At 37.6% G+C, this 18113-nt stretch carries 13 protein-coding genes; 3 read left to right on the top strand and 10 right to left on the bottom strand.

The window, feature by feature from the left end; genetic code table 11:
* Positions 1-36: 36 nt before the first annotated feature.
* Positions 37-1515: an alpha-L-fucosidase gene (locus tag IJI01_RS07605; RefSeq protein WP_292188209.1), complete on the bottom strand. Its 1479-nt coding sequence runs from the start codon at positions 1513-1515 to the stop codon at positions 37-39.
* Between the two features lie 194 nt (positions 1516-1709).
* On the bottom strand, positions 1710-3221 hold the full coding sequence (locus tag IJI01_RS07600; RefSeq protein ID WP_292188207.1) for a flotillin family protein: 1512 nt from the start codon (positions 3219-3221) through the stop codon (positions 1710-1712).
* 219 nt (positions 3222-3440) lie between these two features.
* Between IJI01_RS07600 and IJI01_RS07595 the strand changes: the two genes are divergently transcribed.
* Complete coding sequence (locus IJI01_RS07595) at positions 3441-4049, top strand: YgjV family protein (protein WP_292188205.1); 609 nt, start codon at positions 3441-3443, stop codon at positions 4047-4049.
* Between the two features lie 65 nt (positions 4050-4114).
* Here the strand turns inward: IJI01_RS07595 and IJI01_RS07590 are convergent, their stop codons facing one another.
* Positions 4115-4351: a hypothetical protein gene (locus IJI01_RS07590; RefSeq protein ID WP_292188204.1), complete on the bottom strand. Its 237-nt coding sequence runs from the start codon at positions 4349-4351 to the stop codon at positions 4115-4117.
* Between the two features lie 258 nt (positions 4352-4609).
* On the opposite strand from IJI01_RS07590, the gene pta reads away from it, so the two are divergent.
* Together pta and IJI01_RS07580 are read left to right on the top strand one after the other, a co-directional pair.
* A complete protein-coding gene (gene pta, locus IJI01_RS07585) occupies positions 4610-5593 on the top strand; it encodes a phosphate acetyltransferase (protein WP_292188202.1) in 984 nt (327 codons plus the stop codon).
* 187 nt (positions 5594-5780) lie between these two features.
* Positions 5781-7151 (top strand): MATE family efflux transporter, encoded by a 1371-nt coding sequence (locus IJI01_RS07580; RefSeq protein ID WP_292188200.1) that lies wholly within the window; start codon positions 5781-5783, stop codon positions 7149-7151.
* A gap of 42 nt (positions 7152-7193) precedes the next feature.
* Here the strand turns inward: IJI01_RS07580 and IJI01_RS07575 are convergent, their stop codons facing one another.
* The 7 genes from IJI01_RS07575 to IJI01_RS07545 all read right to left on the bottom strand — a co-directional run bounded on the left by IJI01_RS07575 (position 7194) and on the right by IJI01_RS07545 (position 16025).
* The gene (locus IJI01_RS07575; RefSeq protein WP_292188197.1) at positions 7194-8978 is read right to left on the bottom strand and encodes a GGDEF domain-containing protein; all 1785 of its coding nucleotides are present in this window, start codon (positions 8976-8978) and stop codon (positions 7194-7196) included.
* A gap of 56 nt (positions 8979-9034) precedes the next feature.
* The gene (locus IJI01_RS07570; RefSeq protein WP_292188195.1) at positions 9035-10432 is read right to left on the bottom strand and encodes a sensor domain-containing diguanylate cyclase; all 1398 of its coding nucleotides are present in this window, start codon (positions 10430-10432) and stop codon (positions 9035-9037) included.
* Positions 10433-10511: 79 nt separating this feature from the next.
* Positions 10512-11459 (bottom strand): GTP-binding protein, encoded by a 948-nt coding sequence (locus IJI01_RS07565; RefSeq protein WP_292188193.1) that lies wholly within the window; start codon positions 11457-11459, stop codon positions 10512-10514.
* Entirely contained in the window at positions 11456-12715 is a 1260-nt protein-coding gene (larC, locus tag IJI01_RS07560) for a nickel pincer cofactor biosynthesis protein LarC (protein ID WP_292188191.1), read from the bottom strand. Before larC ends, IJI01_RS07565 begins: the two co-directional genes overlap by 4 nt.
* Positions 12716-12762: 47 nt before the next feature.
* Positions 12763-13104 carry a hydrogenase maturation nickel metallochaperone HypA/HybF gene (locus IJI01_RS07555; protein WP_292188310.1) on the bottom strand — a complete coding sequence of 114 codons (342 nt, stop codon included), beginning with the start codon at positions 13102-13104 and terminating at the stop codon, positions 12763-12765.
* Positions 13105-13498: 394 nt separating this feature from the next.
* Entirely contained in the window at positions 13499-14803 is a 1305-nt protein-coding gene (locus IJI01_RS07550; RefSeq protein ID WP_292188187.1) for an ATP-binding protein, read from the bottom strand.
* A gap of 58 nt (positions 14804-14861) precedes the next feature.
* Entirely contained in the window at positions 14862-16025 is a 1164-nt protein-coding gene (locus IJI01_RS07545) for a replication initiation protein (RefSeq protein WP_292188185.1), read from the bottom strand.
* Between the last annotated feature and the right edge of the window lie 2088 nt (positions 16026-18113).

Raw genomic sequence — 18113 nt, 5'->3', positions numbered from 1 at the left:
GTGCTACTTTTATAAAATAGCACCCGCTTTTAATAATTATAAAAGCTTAACCTTAAAACAAAGTGGCATATCAGATTTGAAGGAATCTGAAGCCTTAATTGTCATACCTTCATCATCTCTTTCGAAGGTAAGCTCTTCTCCTGTTGATAAAAGAGATACGCTATCGATGAGAAGCTCTCTGATAGGCTCAGTCTTAAATGCCTTAATCTTCACGTCCTGAACTGCTGGGCGCATCCAATATGCATATACATAACCAGCCTTATAAGTAAATCTGAAGTCAGAAGCTGTGTAATCAACCTCTCCGCCGTCGTTGAAGGATCCGCTGGCGATAACAGTGTCGCCTTCCTTGTACTGGCTCCAGTAATGAGAGCCATAAATACCTTCTCCGTTAACTGAAAGCCATGCACCCATCTCTGAAAGCGCCTTCTCATCCTCTGCAGTGAAGGTTCCGTCTGATTTAGGTCCAAGATTCAGAAGGAAATTACCATTTTTACTAACAGCATCAATCAGGTCACACACAAGCTTGTATCCACTCTTGTACTCATTGTCCTGAATGTAGCACCAGGATCTGTTCCCAATAGCTGTATCTGTCTGCCAATATCTTGGTGAAATCTCTGATAATGCGCCTCTTTCCACATCAAAAGTAGCAACATCTGGTGGAAATGCGTGGTGTTTGTAGCATATTGTAACTTCTCTGCCCCACTCTTTAGCGCGGTTATAGTAATAAGCACATATCTTTTTAAGGTAAGGCTTAAATGCCTTGTTCTGGATCCACCAGTCAAAATAGAGCATTGCAGGCTTATATCTGTCGATGATCTCTGCTGTACGTACAGTCCAGTCCTCAAGCCAGTCCTTATCAGGGCCCTTAGAATCAGGATTCTCAGTACTATTAGTAAACAGCTCATCCTGCCACTCCGGACAAAGAACTGCCGGGCCATAGAAATCACGATAGTTGTCATCATTAACGTCACTATCAAACTCTCTTCCAAGATTCATAAAGAAATAGTGCTCTGCTCTGTGAGATGATCCGCAGAAAGTAAGTCCCTGCTTGTCACACTCCTCTTTGAGCATTCCAACAATGTTCTTCTTGGGGCCCATATTAGCTGCATTCCACTTGTTAAACTCAGTGTCATACATAGCAAATCCATCATGGTGCTCCATTACAGGAACAACATACTTAGCGCCTGCCTTTTTGAAGGTATCAATCCATCTATGAGCATCAAAATTCTCAGCCTTGAACATAGGAATGAAATCCTTGTATCCAAACTCACTCTGAGGACCATAGGTCTCTATATGATGCTTGAATTCTCTATTGTTCTTGTTATACATATTTCTGGAATACCACTCGTTGCCGTATGCAGGAACACTGTATACGCCATAATGAATGAAGATTCCAAACTTGGCATCTCTAAACCACTTAGGTGTCTCATGCTCTGATAATGAACCCCAGTCCTCTTTATATGTACCGGCTTCATTTACCTTTTCAATCTCTTTTAAATATTCTTCTCTTGTCATTTACTAAACCCTCTAATTCATAGATTACATCCACAATATCACCCCTATTATACAATTTATGATTTTCTATTAGTACGCATTTTTTGCCCTCTTTTGCCAAAAAGATATCGTTTATGACACTAAAAAGCCCACTGCCTTGAGAGAGGGCTCCAGACAGTGGGCAAAACAATAAATATGTTATATATCTTATATAATTACTTCTCTGTTGCTACAGTTACATCTGCGCCTGTAATGTTCACGTTCTTATTAACCTTAGCATCATAAGTATTAGCTCTCATGATCTCAGCAAAATCAACACCTGTTGATTCGCTCATGGTATCAAAAACCTGTTTCATTACGATTGGCATATTTCCTGAGATTCTTGAAGCACCACTCTCGCCACCTTCACCAGTCTCATAGATATTGATCTTATCAATCTGGGAAAGAGGTTTCGCGATCTCAGCAGCGATCTGAGGCATTACCTTGATCATCATCTCAGCCATAGCAGCGCCGTTGTACTTCTTATAAGCTTCTGCCTTTTTCTCCATTGCTTCGGCTTCAGCAATACCTTTTGCTCTGATAGCTTCAGCTTCTGCTAAACCTTTTGCAGCAATACCAGCAGCCTCAGCATCCATTTTAGCTTTAATACCTGCAGCTTCCTGCTCAAGAGCATATTTCTCAGCTTCAGCCTTAGCTTTCTTAGCATCAGCATCTCTTTCCTGCTCATACTTAGCAGCTTCAGCTTTTCTCTGTCTCTGGATGAGCTCTGCTTCAGCTTTTTTCTCAGCCTGATACTTTTCAGCATCAGCCTTTTTCTCGATCTCAGCAGCAAGTTCCTGCTGTTTTACAACAACTTCCTTCTGTCTGAGTTCTGCTTCGCGCTCAGCCTTAGCAATCTGAGCATTTACAGTAGCTGTCTCAATGGACTTCTGCTGTTCCTGCTGCTGAATAGCATATGCTGCGTCAGCCATAGCGTTTGCAGTGTCAGCCTGCTGTTTAAGTTCTGCCTGCTTAATAGCAAGTGCGTTGTTCTTTTCAGCAATTTCTGTCTGTGCAAGTACTCTTGCATCATTAGCTGCCTTATCTGCCTCAGCCTTTGCAATTGCAACGTCTCTATCAGCCTGTGCCTTAGCAATAGCTGCATCTTTCTTGATCTTAGCTGTGTTGTCCATACCAAGATCACTGATAAGACCATTTTCATCAGTTACGTTCTGGATATTGCAAGATAGAATCTCGATACCGAGCTTATTCATATCCTTTGAAGCTTTCTCCATAACCTGATCTGAGAAGCTATCTCTATCGGTATTGATTGTCTTAAGAGCCAATGTACCGATGATCTCACGCATGTTACCCTGTAATGAATCCTGCAGGTCTTCTGTGATCTGCTCTGGATCTTTGTTAAGGAAGTTCTTGGCAGCCAGCTGAATAGCTTCTGGGCTTGTACCAATTCTTACCTTAGCAACAGCGTCAACATTTACATTGATGAAATCGTTTGTAGGAACTGACTGCTCTGTCTTAATGTCTACAGTCATCTGTCCAAGATACAATTTGTCGACTCTCTCGAAAAATGGAATTTTAACTCCAGCACGTCCAATAAGAATTCTAGGATTTTTTCTCATGCCCGAAATGATATAGGCTCTATCTGGAGGTGCTTTTACATACCCCGCAACTATGATCATAATAACTACTAAAATGATCGCAAAAATTGGAATTAACTCGTAACTCATACTGTCCTCTCTTTCTTTGGGTCCTTGCCCAAGCAAATGTGATTAACACATTGATTATGTAAAAATAGTACCAATTCCCACAACCACCTGCATTAGCAGGGTTAACGGTTTATATATCCATATTTCGAAGTTTTTGCGAAAATTACGGGGTGATTTGCCTAAAGTATTTATCTTTGTTACCATATTTATGTAGCAATATATTTAGAAAAGAGGTTTTATATGTTAGAAAAAGAAATTCTGATCGAGGCTATTGGATACCTGGGATCAACACTTGTACTGGTTTCATTCCTTATGGCATCAGTTTTCAAGCTCCGCGTAGTTAACACAGTAGGAAGTGTTATCTTTACAATCTACGCATGTATTATCCATTCATATCCAACAGCGATCATGAATGCCTGTCTTGTAGGTATCAATATTTATTACCTGATCAAGATGAGCAATACAGACAAGTCCTATGATCTGGTAAAAGCTGATAGTGATGATTCCCTTCTGGATTATTTCATCCATCAGTACAGAGACGACATTATCAAGATTTTCCCTGGTATAAACATGGACTTTTCCAATGCAAATGCAAGCTATGTTATATGCCATGAGGGCAAGCTTGTAGGAGCTATGCTTGGCCAGGAAAATAACGGCGTTATAGAAGTTTTACTGGACTACACCGTTCCACAGTATAGAGACTTTTCAATTGGTAAATTCCTGTTTGATAAATTGCAGGAAGAAGGTATTAAGTCCCTTACTTACCGTGGATCTGATGAAAATCACAAAGCATATCTTGCCAAGACTGGCTTTGTAAATAAGGGCGGCTATTACGAAAAGACATTTTGAAAATGTTAGATAGCGCATAAATAAAAGGGTTCATTGATAACATCAGCTATCAATGAACCTCCTTTTTACTCATTTTTGGCATTTTTCATCATGTTTATTGTCTCAATATCATTGGCAGTAAGCTTAATATTGGACTCAAGCACTTTTCCGTCAGGTGTTGTAACCTTAACAGCAAATACAGTGCCTTCTACTACACCAACATTCCCAACAGCCTGCATAAATGGCATTACCTTGGGATGATCTTCCTGAAAAAGACTAAGTCTCTTCTGAAGCTGCAAAAGCAGCATTGGATTCATATCCATATCTCAAATATCCTTTCGAAAATAATAAGGATATTCTACCATATTCCCCATAAAATGTAGCATAGTTAAAAAATAGTCAAACTATATAAATTAGTTAATAAATTATCAAAGATTTTTATTGAATTTAACCATATTTTTATGTATAGTTTGACTGAAATCAAGTTTTTTTGGTTTTCCTAGGACTATAATGCCTATTGCGCATAAAAATGTATGCGCTTACATTTTACAATTCACCTGTTTATTAAGGAGGACAAATACATGTACGGATTCGGTGATATGATCGAAAAACTTAAGGCTAACCCTAAGACAATCGTTTTACCTGAGGGTTCAGACCCAAGAATTCTTGAGGCAGCTTCAAGACTTCTTGCTGGTAATTTCATTAAGCCTATTCTTTTAGGTAATGAGGAAGAAATCATCAAGTCAGCAGAGGCAGCTGGTTACAACATCAGAGGCGCTAAGATTATCGATCCTGATAACTTTGATCAGTTCGATGAGATGGTTGAGCAGTTCTGCGAGCTCAGAAAGAGCAAGGGAATGACTCCTGAGAAGGCTATTCCTATGCTTAAGCAGACAAACTACTTTGGAACAATGCTCGTTAAGATGGGTCTTGGCGACTGTCTTCTTGGCGGTGCTACATACTCAACAGCTGATACAGTTCGTCCAGCTCTTCAGATCATCAAGACTAAGCCTGAGAACTCAATCGTTTCTTCTTGCTTCATTCTTGTTCGTCCAGCAGCTACTGGCGAGAACGAAGTTATCGCTATGGCTGACTGCGGTATCAACATCAATCCTAACGAGGATGAGCTTGTTGAGATCTGTGGCGAGACAGTTGGCTGCGCATCTAGATTTGGCGTAGATCCTAAGGTTGCATTCCTTTCATTCTCAACAAAGGGTTCAGCTAAGGATGACACAGTAACAAAGATGCAGAACGCTACAAAGAAGGCACAGGAGAAGTATCCTAATATTCCTATCGATGGTGAGCTTCAGTTTGATGCTGCTGTATCTCCACGTGTTGCTAAGCAGAAGGCTCCAGGATCACCTGTTGCTGGTCATGCTAACATCTTCATCTTCCCTGACATCAACGCAGGTAACCTTGGATACAAGATTGCACAGCGTATGGGTAACTTTGAAGCTTACGGTCCTATCCTTCTTGGACTTAACGCTCCTATCAATGACCTTTCACGTGGATGTAACGCTCTTGAAGTTTATTCAATGGCTATCATCACAGCTGCTCTTGCATAATCTGATTTTCATAAATATTAGTAATTCCGGCCATCGTATTTTTTAATACGATGGCCTTATTTTTACCTAATCACGGGAATCTCAATAATAGCACCAGTTATGTCAAAAACAGACACTAACTACTCTTGCATTAATGTGCTAGTATATATTGTGCAAAATACAATATATTTTATTCAGAGGTTTTTTCATGTCAAAATCATCAACAATGGACATGACACAAGGATCTATCCGAAAAGAGCTTATTCTTTTTGCGATACCTCTTCTTGCAGGAAATGTCTTCCAACAACTATATAACACCATTGACAGTATCATTGTAGGACAGGTAGTTGGTCCTGATGGCCTTGGTGCTGTAACTAGTGTCGCTCCTGCTATAAACACGCTTGTAGGCTTTTTTATGGGCTTTTCTGCCGGTTCAAGTGTTGTAATAAGCCATTACTTTGGAGCCAAGAATTATGAAGGTTTAAGACGTGCTGTGCATACTTCAGTGCTGTGTACCTTTATTTTAGGTTTGGTAATGATGGTGGTAGGCTTCTTTATTACTCCTCCACTTCTTGTTTTCATGTCCACACCTGAATCCGTTATGCCACTGGCTACTCAGTATCTGCAGATATATTTCCTAGGCATAATAGGCCTGATGCTATACAACATTGGTTCTGCTATATTAAGGGCTGTAGGCGACTCTGTAAGGCCGCTTATTTTCCTTATCATAACTTCAATACTGAATATCATTCTTGATCTGTTCTTTGTAATAAACCTCAAGATGGGTGTTGCGGGAGCTGCATACGCAACTATTATTTCTCAGTTCATTTCAGCTATTTTGACCATTGCTGTCCTGTTCACAAGCAAAGAATGCTATAACCTGAGGCTTAAAGAATTTGCCATTGATCAATCAATTCTGTCTCAGATAATCAAGATTGGAATGCCTGCTGGTATCCAGATGGCTGTAATTTCCTTCTCTAATCTCTTTGTACAGAGTTACATTAACAGATTTGGAGAGAGTAGCACTGCCGGATGGGGTGCTTATGGACGTATAGATGCCTTTGTAATGCTTCCTATGCAGAGTATCGCACTTACTGCTACGACCTTTGTAGGTCAGAACGCTGGTGCTGGCAATGTTGATCGTATCAAAAAAGGCATAAGAGAAGCTCTTTTACTGGCTGCTATATGTACAATAGCTCTTGTAATACCTGAGTTTATTGCAGCACCTAAGATAGTATCAATGTTCAACACTGATCCAGAGGTAATTCGTTACGGAACACTTTTTATCAGAATGAACTGCTTTTTTGATATATTGTGCTGCAGTAATCAGACACATGCAGGTGTTCTCAGAGGTGTTGGAGATGCGAAGGCTCCAATGTTTATCATGCTCAGCTCTTTTGTAGTTTTCAGGCAGATATATCTTTTCATAGCCTCACACCTCACATCCTCCATATACCCCATTTCTATCGCGTATCCGATGGGATGGCTCGTATGTAGCATAATAATGCTGATATACTTTAGAACAAGTAATTGGGAATTAAAGGTAGATGCTTCTTATCACAAGCCTGCTATAAGCTAACAAATAGACCTATCACAATAAAAATGTGATAGGTCCTTCTTTTTACCTGTCTCCAGATCTTCTTCTGTTATTCTTTCTGTAATAATTGGCCTTATCTTCGTACATGAGCTTATCAGCAGTCTTCATTATCATCTCTATTTCTGCAGAGGTTGTACCCCATTCCCAGCCCATTGCAACGGAAATTCCTTCGGCTTCCTCAAAGTCTTTTTGCAGAGCGTGACATATATCAAGGAAATCCTGTCTTTCCATCTTAGGAATGGCTATGACAAATTCATCACCACCGACACGATATACATAGTCGCGATTTACGCGAAGTTTCATAATGGTGCTTATTTTCTTAAGAAGCTCATCTCCGGCTTCATGTCCCTTGGTGTCATTTATCTGCTTAAGGCCATTAGCATCCGCATATATGATGCCAATGCTGTAATTTCTCTTTTTGGACTTTTTAATGGTCATCTCCATTGCACTACGGTTCTTAACACCACAAAGACTATCATATATACTCTTATTTTCCAGCTCGTGTATAAGTCTGAGTCTGCTGAACTCTGAAGCAAGGAAATAAGATACTGCTTCCATTAGCTCTTTTAAATCCAAATTCCTGATCTGACTGTAGTTTACTCCTCCGAAATAGCCGATAAGAACGCCCTCATCATAGATTGGAATCTCTATTATTGATTTTGTATCGAATGCAACGAGCTTGGTATATAGCCCGTAATGAGTATCCTTGATACTCTCCACGTCGTCAATTACAAGACTGAAGGCTCCAGGGTACTCTTTTTCCCAGTTCAATGCATTCTCACCTTCAATCTGCGGAGCTCTGTCCATAGCAGAAGGTACATTATCGTTGCACCACTCATAGGTTGCTCTATACTGATCATCCTCGACCTTCTCAACTATATATATTCTATCTGCCCCAGCAGCCTCTCCGACAAGCCTTATTACCTGATTGATTGCTACTTCATGTGGAAGTCCGCTGTGAAGCATCTTGGTACAACCGATAATAAGGTCATCTGTACGCCATTCTCTGTCCATGAACTCGCTAGTTATATGTTCTTTGGTCACATCCTCCATGATAATTGCGCATCTTCCAGTAGTAGCCGCCTTGTCTACAGTTATGCTGATCCATTTTCCTGTACTACGTGAATGGTAAGTAGTTTTGCCGTTGATACCTTTAAATGCTGCATTTCGCATCATCTGAATAACATCTTCATGTTCCTTGCCAAATTCAGGATATATATCATAACCAACGATATGATTGGCATTTTCCCCCATCATCTGAGCAAGTCTGTTGCTGACATAAAGACATATTATTTCGTTTTCCTTGCCTGGAGTCTCATTAAACTGAAGAACTGCGTAAGCCAGAGGAAGATCGTTGAACAGCTTAACATAATCGTTTTTGATCAGAATATGTTCCGTCTCTGAATCAACGTCTCTGATGCAAGACAGATATTTTCCTGCCTCTGCAAAAGATGGTTTAAGAACAATATAGGCTTTCCAGGAATAATCTCCATCCGGCATCTTGGTACGGAAATAAGACATAGCAAAGCTCTTTTTATCTGTTTCCAGACGTGTCCTGATATTCTCAGGATCTGAAAACTCCTTGTAGGCTTCCACATCTTCCGGATGAATAAAATCTCTGGAAATATTCTCTATATAATCCAAAATACTGGTATCGTCATTAAATATATAGTCGCCCTTACCAGTATACAAGCGTCTTAGTGTCAAAGTATTAAGGTCCAGCAAATTTACATGGTCATAGAGGCCATACAGAGTTCTTAAAACCTCATCATGGTCGTCGTTAAACGCTGAATCTTCAGATAATAACACATTTCTACTCCGACTAATCATACACTACCTTTCGCAAGCTCATCACGCATTAAATATCATGTGTTATGTCTACGCTCATGGGTCTTATAATACTCAGCTTTACTACCATACATCGCCTGATCTGCTTCTCTGATGCTAGTTTTGATATTGCTGGAGTCATTTGACCAGACATAGCCTACAGAAACAGATACATGCTTAAGCTTCGCCTTTACCTTAGTTACCAGGGCTTCAAAAATATCTTCATCCACCTCTGGCATTATTACGATGAACTCGTCACCACCAATTCTATAACAAAATTTCTTTTTGAATACTGTTGCAAAGATTTCTGCCACCTGCTGTATAAGCTTATCGCCTGCCTCATGCCCCTGTTCGTCATTAACGGCTTTGAGTCCATTGATGTCTGAATAGCATACTCCGACAGTCGTTGACATCTCTGTAAGAAGCATAAGTGACTGATTAAGTGAATGTCTGTTTCCAAGCCCAGTAAGTGAATCATGGCTTCCCATATACAGCATCTCATCAGTAAGTAACTTATTTCTCATCTCTGCTGCAATGAAAATGCCGACAGTCTCCATAAGATCTGTAATATTCAGATCTAAATCATTAGAATAGTTATCCGCAACAAGATATCCTAATCTGTTTTCTTTATCCATCAATCTGACAACTATATATCTCGAAATAGTTCCAGCCAGAATATCGTTGTAAATATCCTCTTTTTGCTCATAAATAACTGCTGTATCATTTATGACTACAACATTCTTATTCTTAAGCTGGCTTTCCCACATAGAAACAATATCGTATTTATCAAAAGCCTTTTTCGACGGCAGATTTGAATTTCTAGCGCTATTAAGCCACGGATGGATATCAGAAAAAGCAGTAGCATCATCTGGCCAAATATATACTCTGTCTGCGTTTATAGCCTGCCCTAGTATCTTAAGTGCCTTCTTGATTCCTTTGCCAAACTCAGCAGAAGAAACAGCTGTAGCGCAGTCTATAACAAGCTTATTTGTATTTGTAGTTAGTGTTGAATTATCTTCGGATCTCTTGGCTGCAGTGACATCATGAATGATAAATGCGCAGAAGCCCTTTTGAAATACAGGAACTGCCCAGAATTCAAACCATTTATCAAAAGAAGAGTTATATGTTCGCATAATGCTGGACTGGCGCAATATAGCTGCCTGATAGCTATACTTGATCCAGTCTTCGTCTCTGTTAGAAACAGTTGTGTGATATGTACTTCCGATAAGTTCAGCAGATGACTTACCAACCATCTGAGAATATTTATCGTTAACAAAAAGAAACAGCATGTCCTTAACTGTTCCAAAAGGATCTGTTAGTACTTTAAAAATACAGCATGCATCCGGAAGATCTTTAAGCATATACAGAATGTCGCTAGCAGAAAAATCTACCATTGCCGAGTATCCAATTTTACCGTCATAACTCTTGCTTTCCATTGTCGTATTCTCCGTATTAGAAAAAAATCCTTATAGTAGATTATACAACAAATACGCCATATTATGAAGCATTTTCACATTATATCGTTGGCTTACCCAAATATTCAGCAATCTGAACCTTGTCCAGATTCTCACCTATAACGATCAAAACTGCCTCTGTAGCATTGACCTCTCTAGTCATCTTTTCGTTACGAGTGGTATTTATTTCGTAAAGCGCGCCATTGCTGGCTTTTACGAAGCCCTTAATACGATGGACATCACCACATTTTTCATCTGCGAAGATATGATTAATTTTGTCTAGAAGTATTTCCTTGTCCATCGCAAAATCAAAATAAAATATGGTTTGAAAAGAATCTTCTGTCTCCAGTGGCATCTTCTCGTATGCACTTCTATTAAATCCAGATTTAACTATTCGTGCAAGCCACGATGTATCAGTGCTTTCCCAACTAGCATATTCGAGGGTCTTTTTGTCCAATTTACCGCTGCATTTGAACTCATTCATAACAGCTTCTATGAATTGAACCACCTCTTCAATTTTTTCTTTGGTAGTATCCTGCGTTCTGCTAAAGACGATAGCTCCAGCATCAGCTATCTCAGACATTAGTATATATCTGGCTTGTTTGGACATTTCGGTCTGAAGCTTGGAATCTACGATAGCTATGACATTAGAAGCTTCATAGAATCTATCTATTGGCTCCTCATACAATAGATCAAAGAATTCATCTACATCAAAAATTCCTGATGGTTCAATAATTACTCTGTCATACCCCATCATAGCCATGGAAATAAGCTTAGTTTTGAGCCTTCTCTTGTGTGCCTCTTTACCATCTCCGCCCACAACCATTTCCAGATTGACTCCATCCTTCTCAAGCTCTTTGAGAATAACCATATCTACATTGATGGCTCCGAAATCATTTTCTATAATACAAATCCTCTCTCCTAATTGAAGCAGGTATGTAACATACTTTTTGATAAAAGTTGTTTTACCTGCTCCGAGAAAGCCTGTTATAAGGTCTAGTTTAATCATTTTTCCTCTATTTCTTTTCTAAGCTCGATTATGGACTTACCTGTCCTTCTCGCTATGCCAGCGAGATCTTCATACTCAAGCTTGGATCTGGATACATTATATCCATAAGCATATTTCTTCCTGACCTCTCCGTAAGGAGTGTCAATTTTCTTGACTTCGCGGGTCAAAATATATCTGTTACATACATTTTCTCTTACGCCAAGAGTGGTTGTATATTTGAAAATCTGCTCGAGAATATGGTCTCTGATATCCTGACTGCAAATACAATAAAGTACTGTTCCAGGTCTATTCTTTTTCATATCAGCTGATACCGTATAAACCTCGACAGCACCTGCATCGAAGAGCATCTCAGTAGCAAATCCAATCTCTTCTGCAGTCATATCATCTATGTTACAAACCAGCTCAAGAACCTGTTCTGAATCGTCCTCAGTCTCACCCTGGATGACTCTTATCACATTTGCCTGTGGAAAATCCTTATTACCAGTTCCATAGCCAATTTTCTCTACTGCCATTACAGGCTGAACAGAGAATTCATCCGCAAAATACTTGATAAGGGCTGCACCTGTTGGAGTACAGAGCTCAGATTTGATCGTCTCACTCTGATAACTAGGTATTTCCTTGAGCAAAAGAGCTGTAGCAGGCGCTGGAACAGGAAGAATTCCATGTGAAGTCTTAACAACGCCTCCACCTACATTTACAGGTGAAACCACGATTTTATCAGGCGAAAGCTTATGGATCAGGTAACATACTGCTGTAATATCTGCTATCGCATCCATATTGCCAACTTCATGGAAATGAATCTTATCTACAGGAACACCGTGAACTTCACTCTCTGCCTCGGCTATAAGCTCATAAACCTCTCGTATATCACTCTTAATATCCTTGGCAAGATTCATATTCTCTATGATATCTTCAATTTCATACATGGTTCTGTGAGCATGGTGATGTTCTGCTTCCTCATGATCATGGGAGTGGTTATGAGAATGCTCATGACTGTGCTCATGCTCTGCCATATCTTCATTATGTGTATGCTGTACTTCTTCTGGCAGCTCCTCTACTCCATTAACCATAACTCTCAGATGCTTACCTGTGATTCCGCACTTAATAGAATCCTCAAGCACGTACGTAACATCCTTAATACCAATGGCGTTTAATTCCTCTACCACTGCAAGCGGATCATCAAATAGACTTAATAAAGCTGCTCCGAGCATATCTCCAGCAGCACCCATCTTGCATTCAAAATAGATTGTTTTCATAAATCCTCCAATTATAAAAAGAAAAGTAGCTATATATGTTATATAACTTATTCATCTTCTATAATGATATTCTTCAATACTACGCCTTTTCCCTCGATAATATGTGCTTTTCTGCCTCCACAATGAGGACAAAGATATCTATTATCCCTATTCGGATAATATTCTTCCCCACATTCCTCACAAAGAGCCTTTACATCAACCTCTATACATTCGAGCTCTGCATCTTCCAAAAGGCTTCCTTTTGATGCTTCTGGGAAGTATTTGTGCATATAATAGGGCATTACACCACTTGTCTTACCAATTTCTACAACAATCTTTTTAATCTCTTTAGCCCCATTTTCTCTGGCTATTTCCTCCGCTAAATTTACCATTTTAGCGATATAACTCATTTCATGCATTCTTAAACCAACCTGAATTCATTTATCTAAATTGTATTTTATACTATATATCTTAATTATCCTATTATTTTTATTATGATTTTATGCTAATTTAATTGATTCTGCCTTCTCATAACACAATAATGAAATAGTAGAATATATCTCTTTTCCCGTAAAAAAGGAGTTCTTATGGCCCACAATATCGAAAAAACCTGTATAGGATGCGGTCGAACCTTCATAGCCAGAAATAGCGGAACTCCCTTCTGCTGTAGAGCCTGCAAACTCCGCTACTCCTATCATTATACATTCCGCTGCAAAGACTGTAGAAATGCTTCCTGTGAAGTAAGAAACGAGAACTTGCAGGGGTGCGCTAATGATTGCCCTAATCTCAAATGGGATCCTTGATTTACTGCTCACCAATCATGTGATTAACAAACTGTCTTGCTGTTCTGCCTGATATACCACCATGATTAAGTTCCCATCTATCCGCTTCTCTTAAAAGCTCATCCTTTTCAAAGCTGAGCCCTTCTTTTTGTGCAAGTTCCAGTACAATATCATAGTATTCCTGCCTTGAAGGCTTATAATACCCGATTGTAACACCAAATCTATTAGCCAGAGAAAGCTTTTCTTCCATAGTGTCGGATCTGTGGATATCACCATCCTGCTCCACGTCTCGCCTGTCTCTCCAGGTCTCTTTAATCAGATGACGCCTGTTGGATGTAGCATAGATCAGGATATTGTCAGGCTTAGTCTCTACACCGCCCTCAATTACTGCCTTGAGGAACTTGTAATCGGATTCATCTTCCTCAAAAGAAAGATCGTCCATATAGATGATAAACTTGTAATTACGATTCTTGATCTGTGCTATAAGCTGAGATAAAAGTCTGAACTGATGCTTATATATCTCGATCATTCTGAGTCCATCTTTGTAGAACTCGTTGACAATAGCCTTGATGCTGGTTGATTTGCCTGTTCCACTGTCTCCAAACAAAAGGACATTATTTGCTTTTTTACCTTCAACAAAGGCCTTAGTATTGGCAATAAGCTTCTTTTTCTGTAATTCATAACCCACAAGGTCATCAAGAACAACTGCATCCATATTGTTGATAGGATTGAATTCTACCCTGGAACCATCTATTTCATGTATTCTGAAGGCCTTGTTAAGTCCAAACGCTCCAACACCTATATCTTTGTAAAAAGATGTAACCTCGTCAAAAAAGGCCTCTACTGAGTCAGTATTCTCAAGTGCAGCGCTAAGTCCTCTTACTTTCTCACTAACATTGCCATTATACATGAGCTCAGGCTTATCAATGGCCTGATAATTAGTGATACAGGTGAAACAATCTACATCTAAAGCCTTCTCAAGCTCACTGAAATCATAGTCAAAAAGCTGTCTGAATGCTGCAAAATCGTTCTTGGCAAAATGATTTACACTTCCATTCTTACTTCCAACCTTTTCACAGGTCAGACTGAATGGATTCTCATCCATGATGAGCAGATAAGTCAGATAATTATGCCACAAATTCTTATCAAAGGCACAAGATGTCCCCAGTACCAATATTCTCTTTATCTGCTTGTAAACACGCGCTGTCAGGTCCTCTTTGCTATAATTTCCGCTGTGAAGATCCCTGCAAACATATGCAAGCTGCATGAGTATTGAATCCTCTGGCATATCACCATACATCAGTAATTTGGATACTATTCTTTCCATAAGTCCTCCTAATAAGCAATAGAGCGATATATGTTATATAACATATATCGCTTCTATATCAGTTATCCAGCAATAATTTCTCTAATTCTTCAAAATTGTCCTGATTCTGCTCAAAACTATTAAATGTATTCTTTTTAGGATACATTGGCTTAGCTTTATTAGCATAATACTCATTCTTGATACATTCCTTGATAAAAGCTATTGGAACATCAATTGTCTTATCATACGTGAGCATGTAATTATAAGCATTCCGTACCTTTTCAAGGTCATATTCTGCAGCTTCTGCTATCTCTCTGATCTCCTTGAATTTGAAATCATCGTGAAGAAGATCCATGAGCTCATCTAAAATCTCATCCTTGTTAATAACAGGCATCTTTTCCTTAGGAACAGCACTTTCCTTTTGATTAACAAAAAACCTGATTCCAGCAGTCTTCCTACCACATTTGATAGGCTCATAATCAACTTCAAGGCTTGTTTTCTTATTGAGCTCATCCTTGGCCTTACTGAGTACATTTCTATTGAAAATCTTGTACTCCTTGTACTTATTAAGGTCATTTTTATCAGCAAGAGCTTCTATCTTGTCATAATCTGGCAACTCTTTTTCAAGCTCGTTCTTGATTTCTTTAACACCACCAGATGTAATAATACCAAGCTCCAGCTTGAGCTCTGTAAGATTATATTCAAAAGCCTGCTCTCCTGGCTCTTTGGTCAAGTATTTCTTGTAATCATAGGCTGATTTGAGCATCTCATATAAACGCAGCGAATATACACTCTTAAGGCTCAGTGTGTCAGCCAAACTAAGTACAGTATAGTTCTTCTGCAGGTTAACAATCTTATCAGTTAAGGAGTTATTATAACGTAGCGTTAACGTTCCATCCTTAAACGAAGCATCTGTAACTACCTGATGAGCCTCAATCTTACCATTTTCCTTATCCTTCATGAGAAGATTCCAGTCAAAAATGGTCTGACCCTTAACCTGTCTGTCACATAATGCCTCAATATGTTCATATAATGAACCAGAAGTAGATTTGAACATCTTACGCAGTTCAGATCCGTATATAGTAGCAACAACATTATTGGTGTTATCAACCGTAATGTTCTGCATTCCTATAGCAAAAAGCTTCTGGCTAAGAGCAGTTCCTTTACCCATTGCATTGATCAGCTCGTTGGACTTCTTATAACTCCTGCTGACAATTAACTGTTCTCTTTTTTTATCTGCCATAAATCCCCCACAAATATCAAATTCCTTTTTTGTACACCTTTAAATAAGGAACCTGATTCCTTTTCTGTACACCTTTAGTAAACATATAGAATAAATAACATTCCCTTTTTATTTACTTCAATAATATTATATTCCCTTTTTTGTCACTTACAAGCTAATTTTGCCTATATTTTGTGGGTTTGTCAAATTATTAATACTACAAATTGTTGACCGTTAAGGTCGATAAAATATATTCCCTTTTTGTGCACCTTTCGAATAATGTACGCCCCTTTAGCTATCTTTTAACCAATATGGTTAGACTATAATAGTCATTTTTAATCCCTTTTTAGTCACTTTTTGACCCCTTTTTATATCTTTTACTCGTAAAAATTTATTTCCAGCGTTTATCCGCAGCTATAATACCTTATATTCCCTTTTTGGTCACTTATACGTTCCCTTTTTGTTCACCTTTATATAAATATAATGGGCTTAAAATGTCTAGAATAAGGCTTTTCTTGTATTCTGCCATGGTTAATAATTTGGCTGCGCCCTTTTATATCACCATTCCCTTTTTAGTCACCTTTAATGATCTCTTAATGGTTTCTCTATAATTAGACATCAGATCTTATCATCCAGTTCATTAATCTAAATATTCTTTTTTCTTTTTATATATTTAATTATATTTTTTGTGCCCGGACTATTTAAGAAATATCATAAAAAAAGAAAATATAGGCCAAATTTCTATATTTTCTCCTGTTTATGGATATTCTCTTATGCTCTTTACATATATTAAGGATATAGGCCTTATAATGCACCTATTTTTCATGCCCTTTTTGTTCACACTCGGTTCCCTTTTTGTTCACCTTTTGATTTTAATTCCCTTTTATGTCACCTTTCGCGCCTTAAAGTATCTCCTTTAGTCCCTAAAATAGTTACTTTTGGTGTTTCATAGATAAGCCCTTTTTGTATACCTTTTATCCCAATTAATCTTACCCCTCATTCCCTTTTTTATAACTATATAATCCCATTTTAGTCACTCATAAATACACAAATATAGATAAATACTGAGTTTCTCTCAGGTATTAATTAATAACAAATTGTAGTTTTATTTATATATAAAAACAACCTTATTCGTCGTATAAAGAGAAAATTATCTTCGATTGCAATTATAAAGATCAGGTGAATATAAACGTAATTCTTTAATTTATCAGATTGTAGCATAAATCATTTTTATTTATGAAAGTAACCAGGAAAAAATATGAAATATTTCTTGCAAAATAATATTTTGATGGATTAGAAAGAAGAATTTATTGGAATTATGAATATTAAAAGAATGTAAAAATTATTAAGAAACTATAAAAAGTGATATGGAAACATACGATATATAAAAATATATCAAAATATAACTATATGACATTTACTCGATAAATACCGTATTATATTAACTCTAGCAATTGTTGTATATCAATTGGCCAGGAAATAAAAAGTTTAAATATATAAAATCGACAGATATTAAAAGCTATTATATTTGAGATGCTGGAGATCAAGAATATTGTCAAAATTGACCGTTGTGGTTAATTTAATTTAATATGAATATTATATTTTAAAAAGATAACATATAATATCAAAAGAAGAATTAATAATGTATGTAAATAGTGATAAAAACTGTAAATATCATAGTTATTATAAAATGAAAATTTATTGCGCTTTTTATATAAATGCAAGTAATTATGCATACATTAATTATTTATATATCATAAATATCTAAAGATATCAATAAATGGCTCAACTAAGCGCTTTTATAACTTGCAAAATATTTATATTAAAATTGCACTTCTCTGGTAGCGAATTTTATAGATATTTTATAATTTGATAATTCTATTTTTAGAACTTTGCAACGACAAATTAGTCCTCTGATTCCAAAATAACGCAAAATAAAGAAAAATGATTAATAACACTACATTTATTGATGTAAATTAATATTTATAGTTATCATATACCTGGCTATTATTCTATTTACCATTATCGGATATAAATCTGAACTTCCAGATCATAAATGCATGATATCTATTGAATTTTATCCTATATGATATATAAACTATATATAAT

The organism is Butyrivibrio sp. (assembly GCF_017433805.1).
Taxonomy (GTDB): Bacteria; Bacillota; Clostridia; order Lachnospirales; family Lachnospiraceae; genus Butyrivibrio.
This window is presented reverse-complemented; position numbering and strand designations above follow the sequence as displayed.

Coding starts and splice junctions, on each gene's coding strand:
- IJI01_RS07605 (WP_292188209.1), bottom strand. CDS start 1,515: ATGACAAGAGAAGAATATTTAAAAGAGATTGAAAAGGTAAATGAAGCC.
- IJI01_RS07595 (WP_292188205.1), top strand. CDS start 3,441: ATGTTAGAAAAAGAAATTCTGATCGAGGCTATTGGATACCTGGGATCA.
- IJI01_RS07545 (WP_292188185.1), bottom strand. CDS start 16,025: ATGGCAGATAAAAAAAGAGAACAGTTAATTGTCAGCAGGAGTTATAAG.
- IJI01_RS07600 (WP_292188207.1), bottom strand. CDS start 3,221: ATGAGTTACGAGTTAATTCCAATTTTTGCGATCATTTTAGTAGTTATT.
- larC (WP_292188191.1), bottom strand. CDS start 12,715: ATGAAAACAATCTATTTTGAATGCAAGATGGGTGCTGCTGGAGATATG.
- IJI01_RS07590 (WP_292188204.1), bottom strand. CDS start 4,351: ATGGATATGAATCCAATGCTGCTTTTGCAGCTTCAGAAGAGACTTAGT.
- IJI01_RS07555 (WP_292188310.1), bottom strand. CDS start 13,104: ATGAGTTATATCGCTAAAATGGTAAATTTAGCGGAGGAAATAGCCAGA.
- pta (WP_292188202.1), top strand. CDS start 4,610: ATGTACGGATTCGGTGATATGATCGAAAAACTTAAGGCTAACCCTAAG.
- IJI01_RS07580 (WP_292188200.1), top strand. CDS start 5,781: ATGTCAAAATCATCAACAATGGACATGACACAAGGATCTATCCGAAAA.
- IJI01_RS07565 (WP_292188193.1), bottom strand. CDS start 11,459: ATGATTAAACTAGACCTTATAACAGGCTTTCTCGGAGCAGGTAAAACA.
- IJI01_RS07570 (WP_292188195.1), bottom strand. CDS start 10,432: ATGGAAAGCAAGAGTTATGACGGTAAAATTGGATACTCGGCAATGGTA.
- IJI01_RS07550 (WP_292188187.1), bottom strand. CDS start 14,803: ATGGAAAGAATAGTATCCAAATTACTGATGTATGGTGATATGCCAGAG.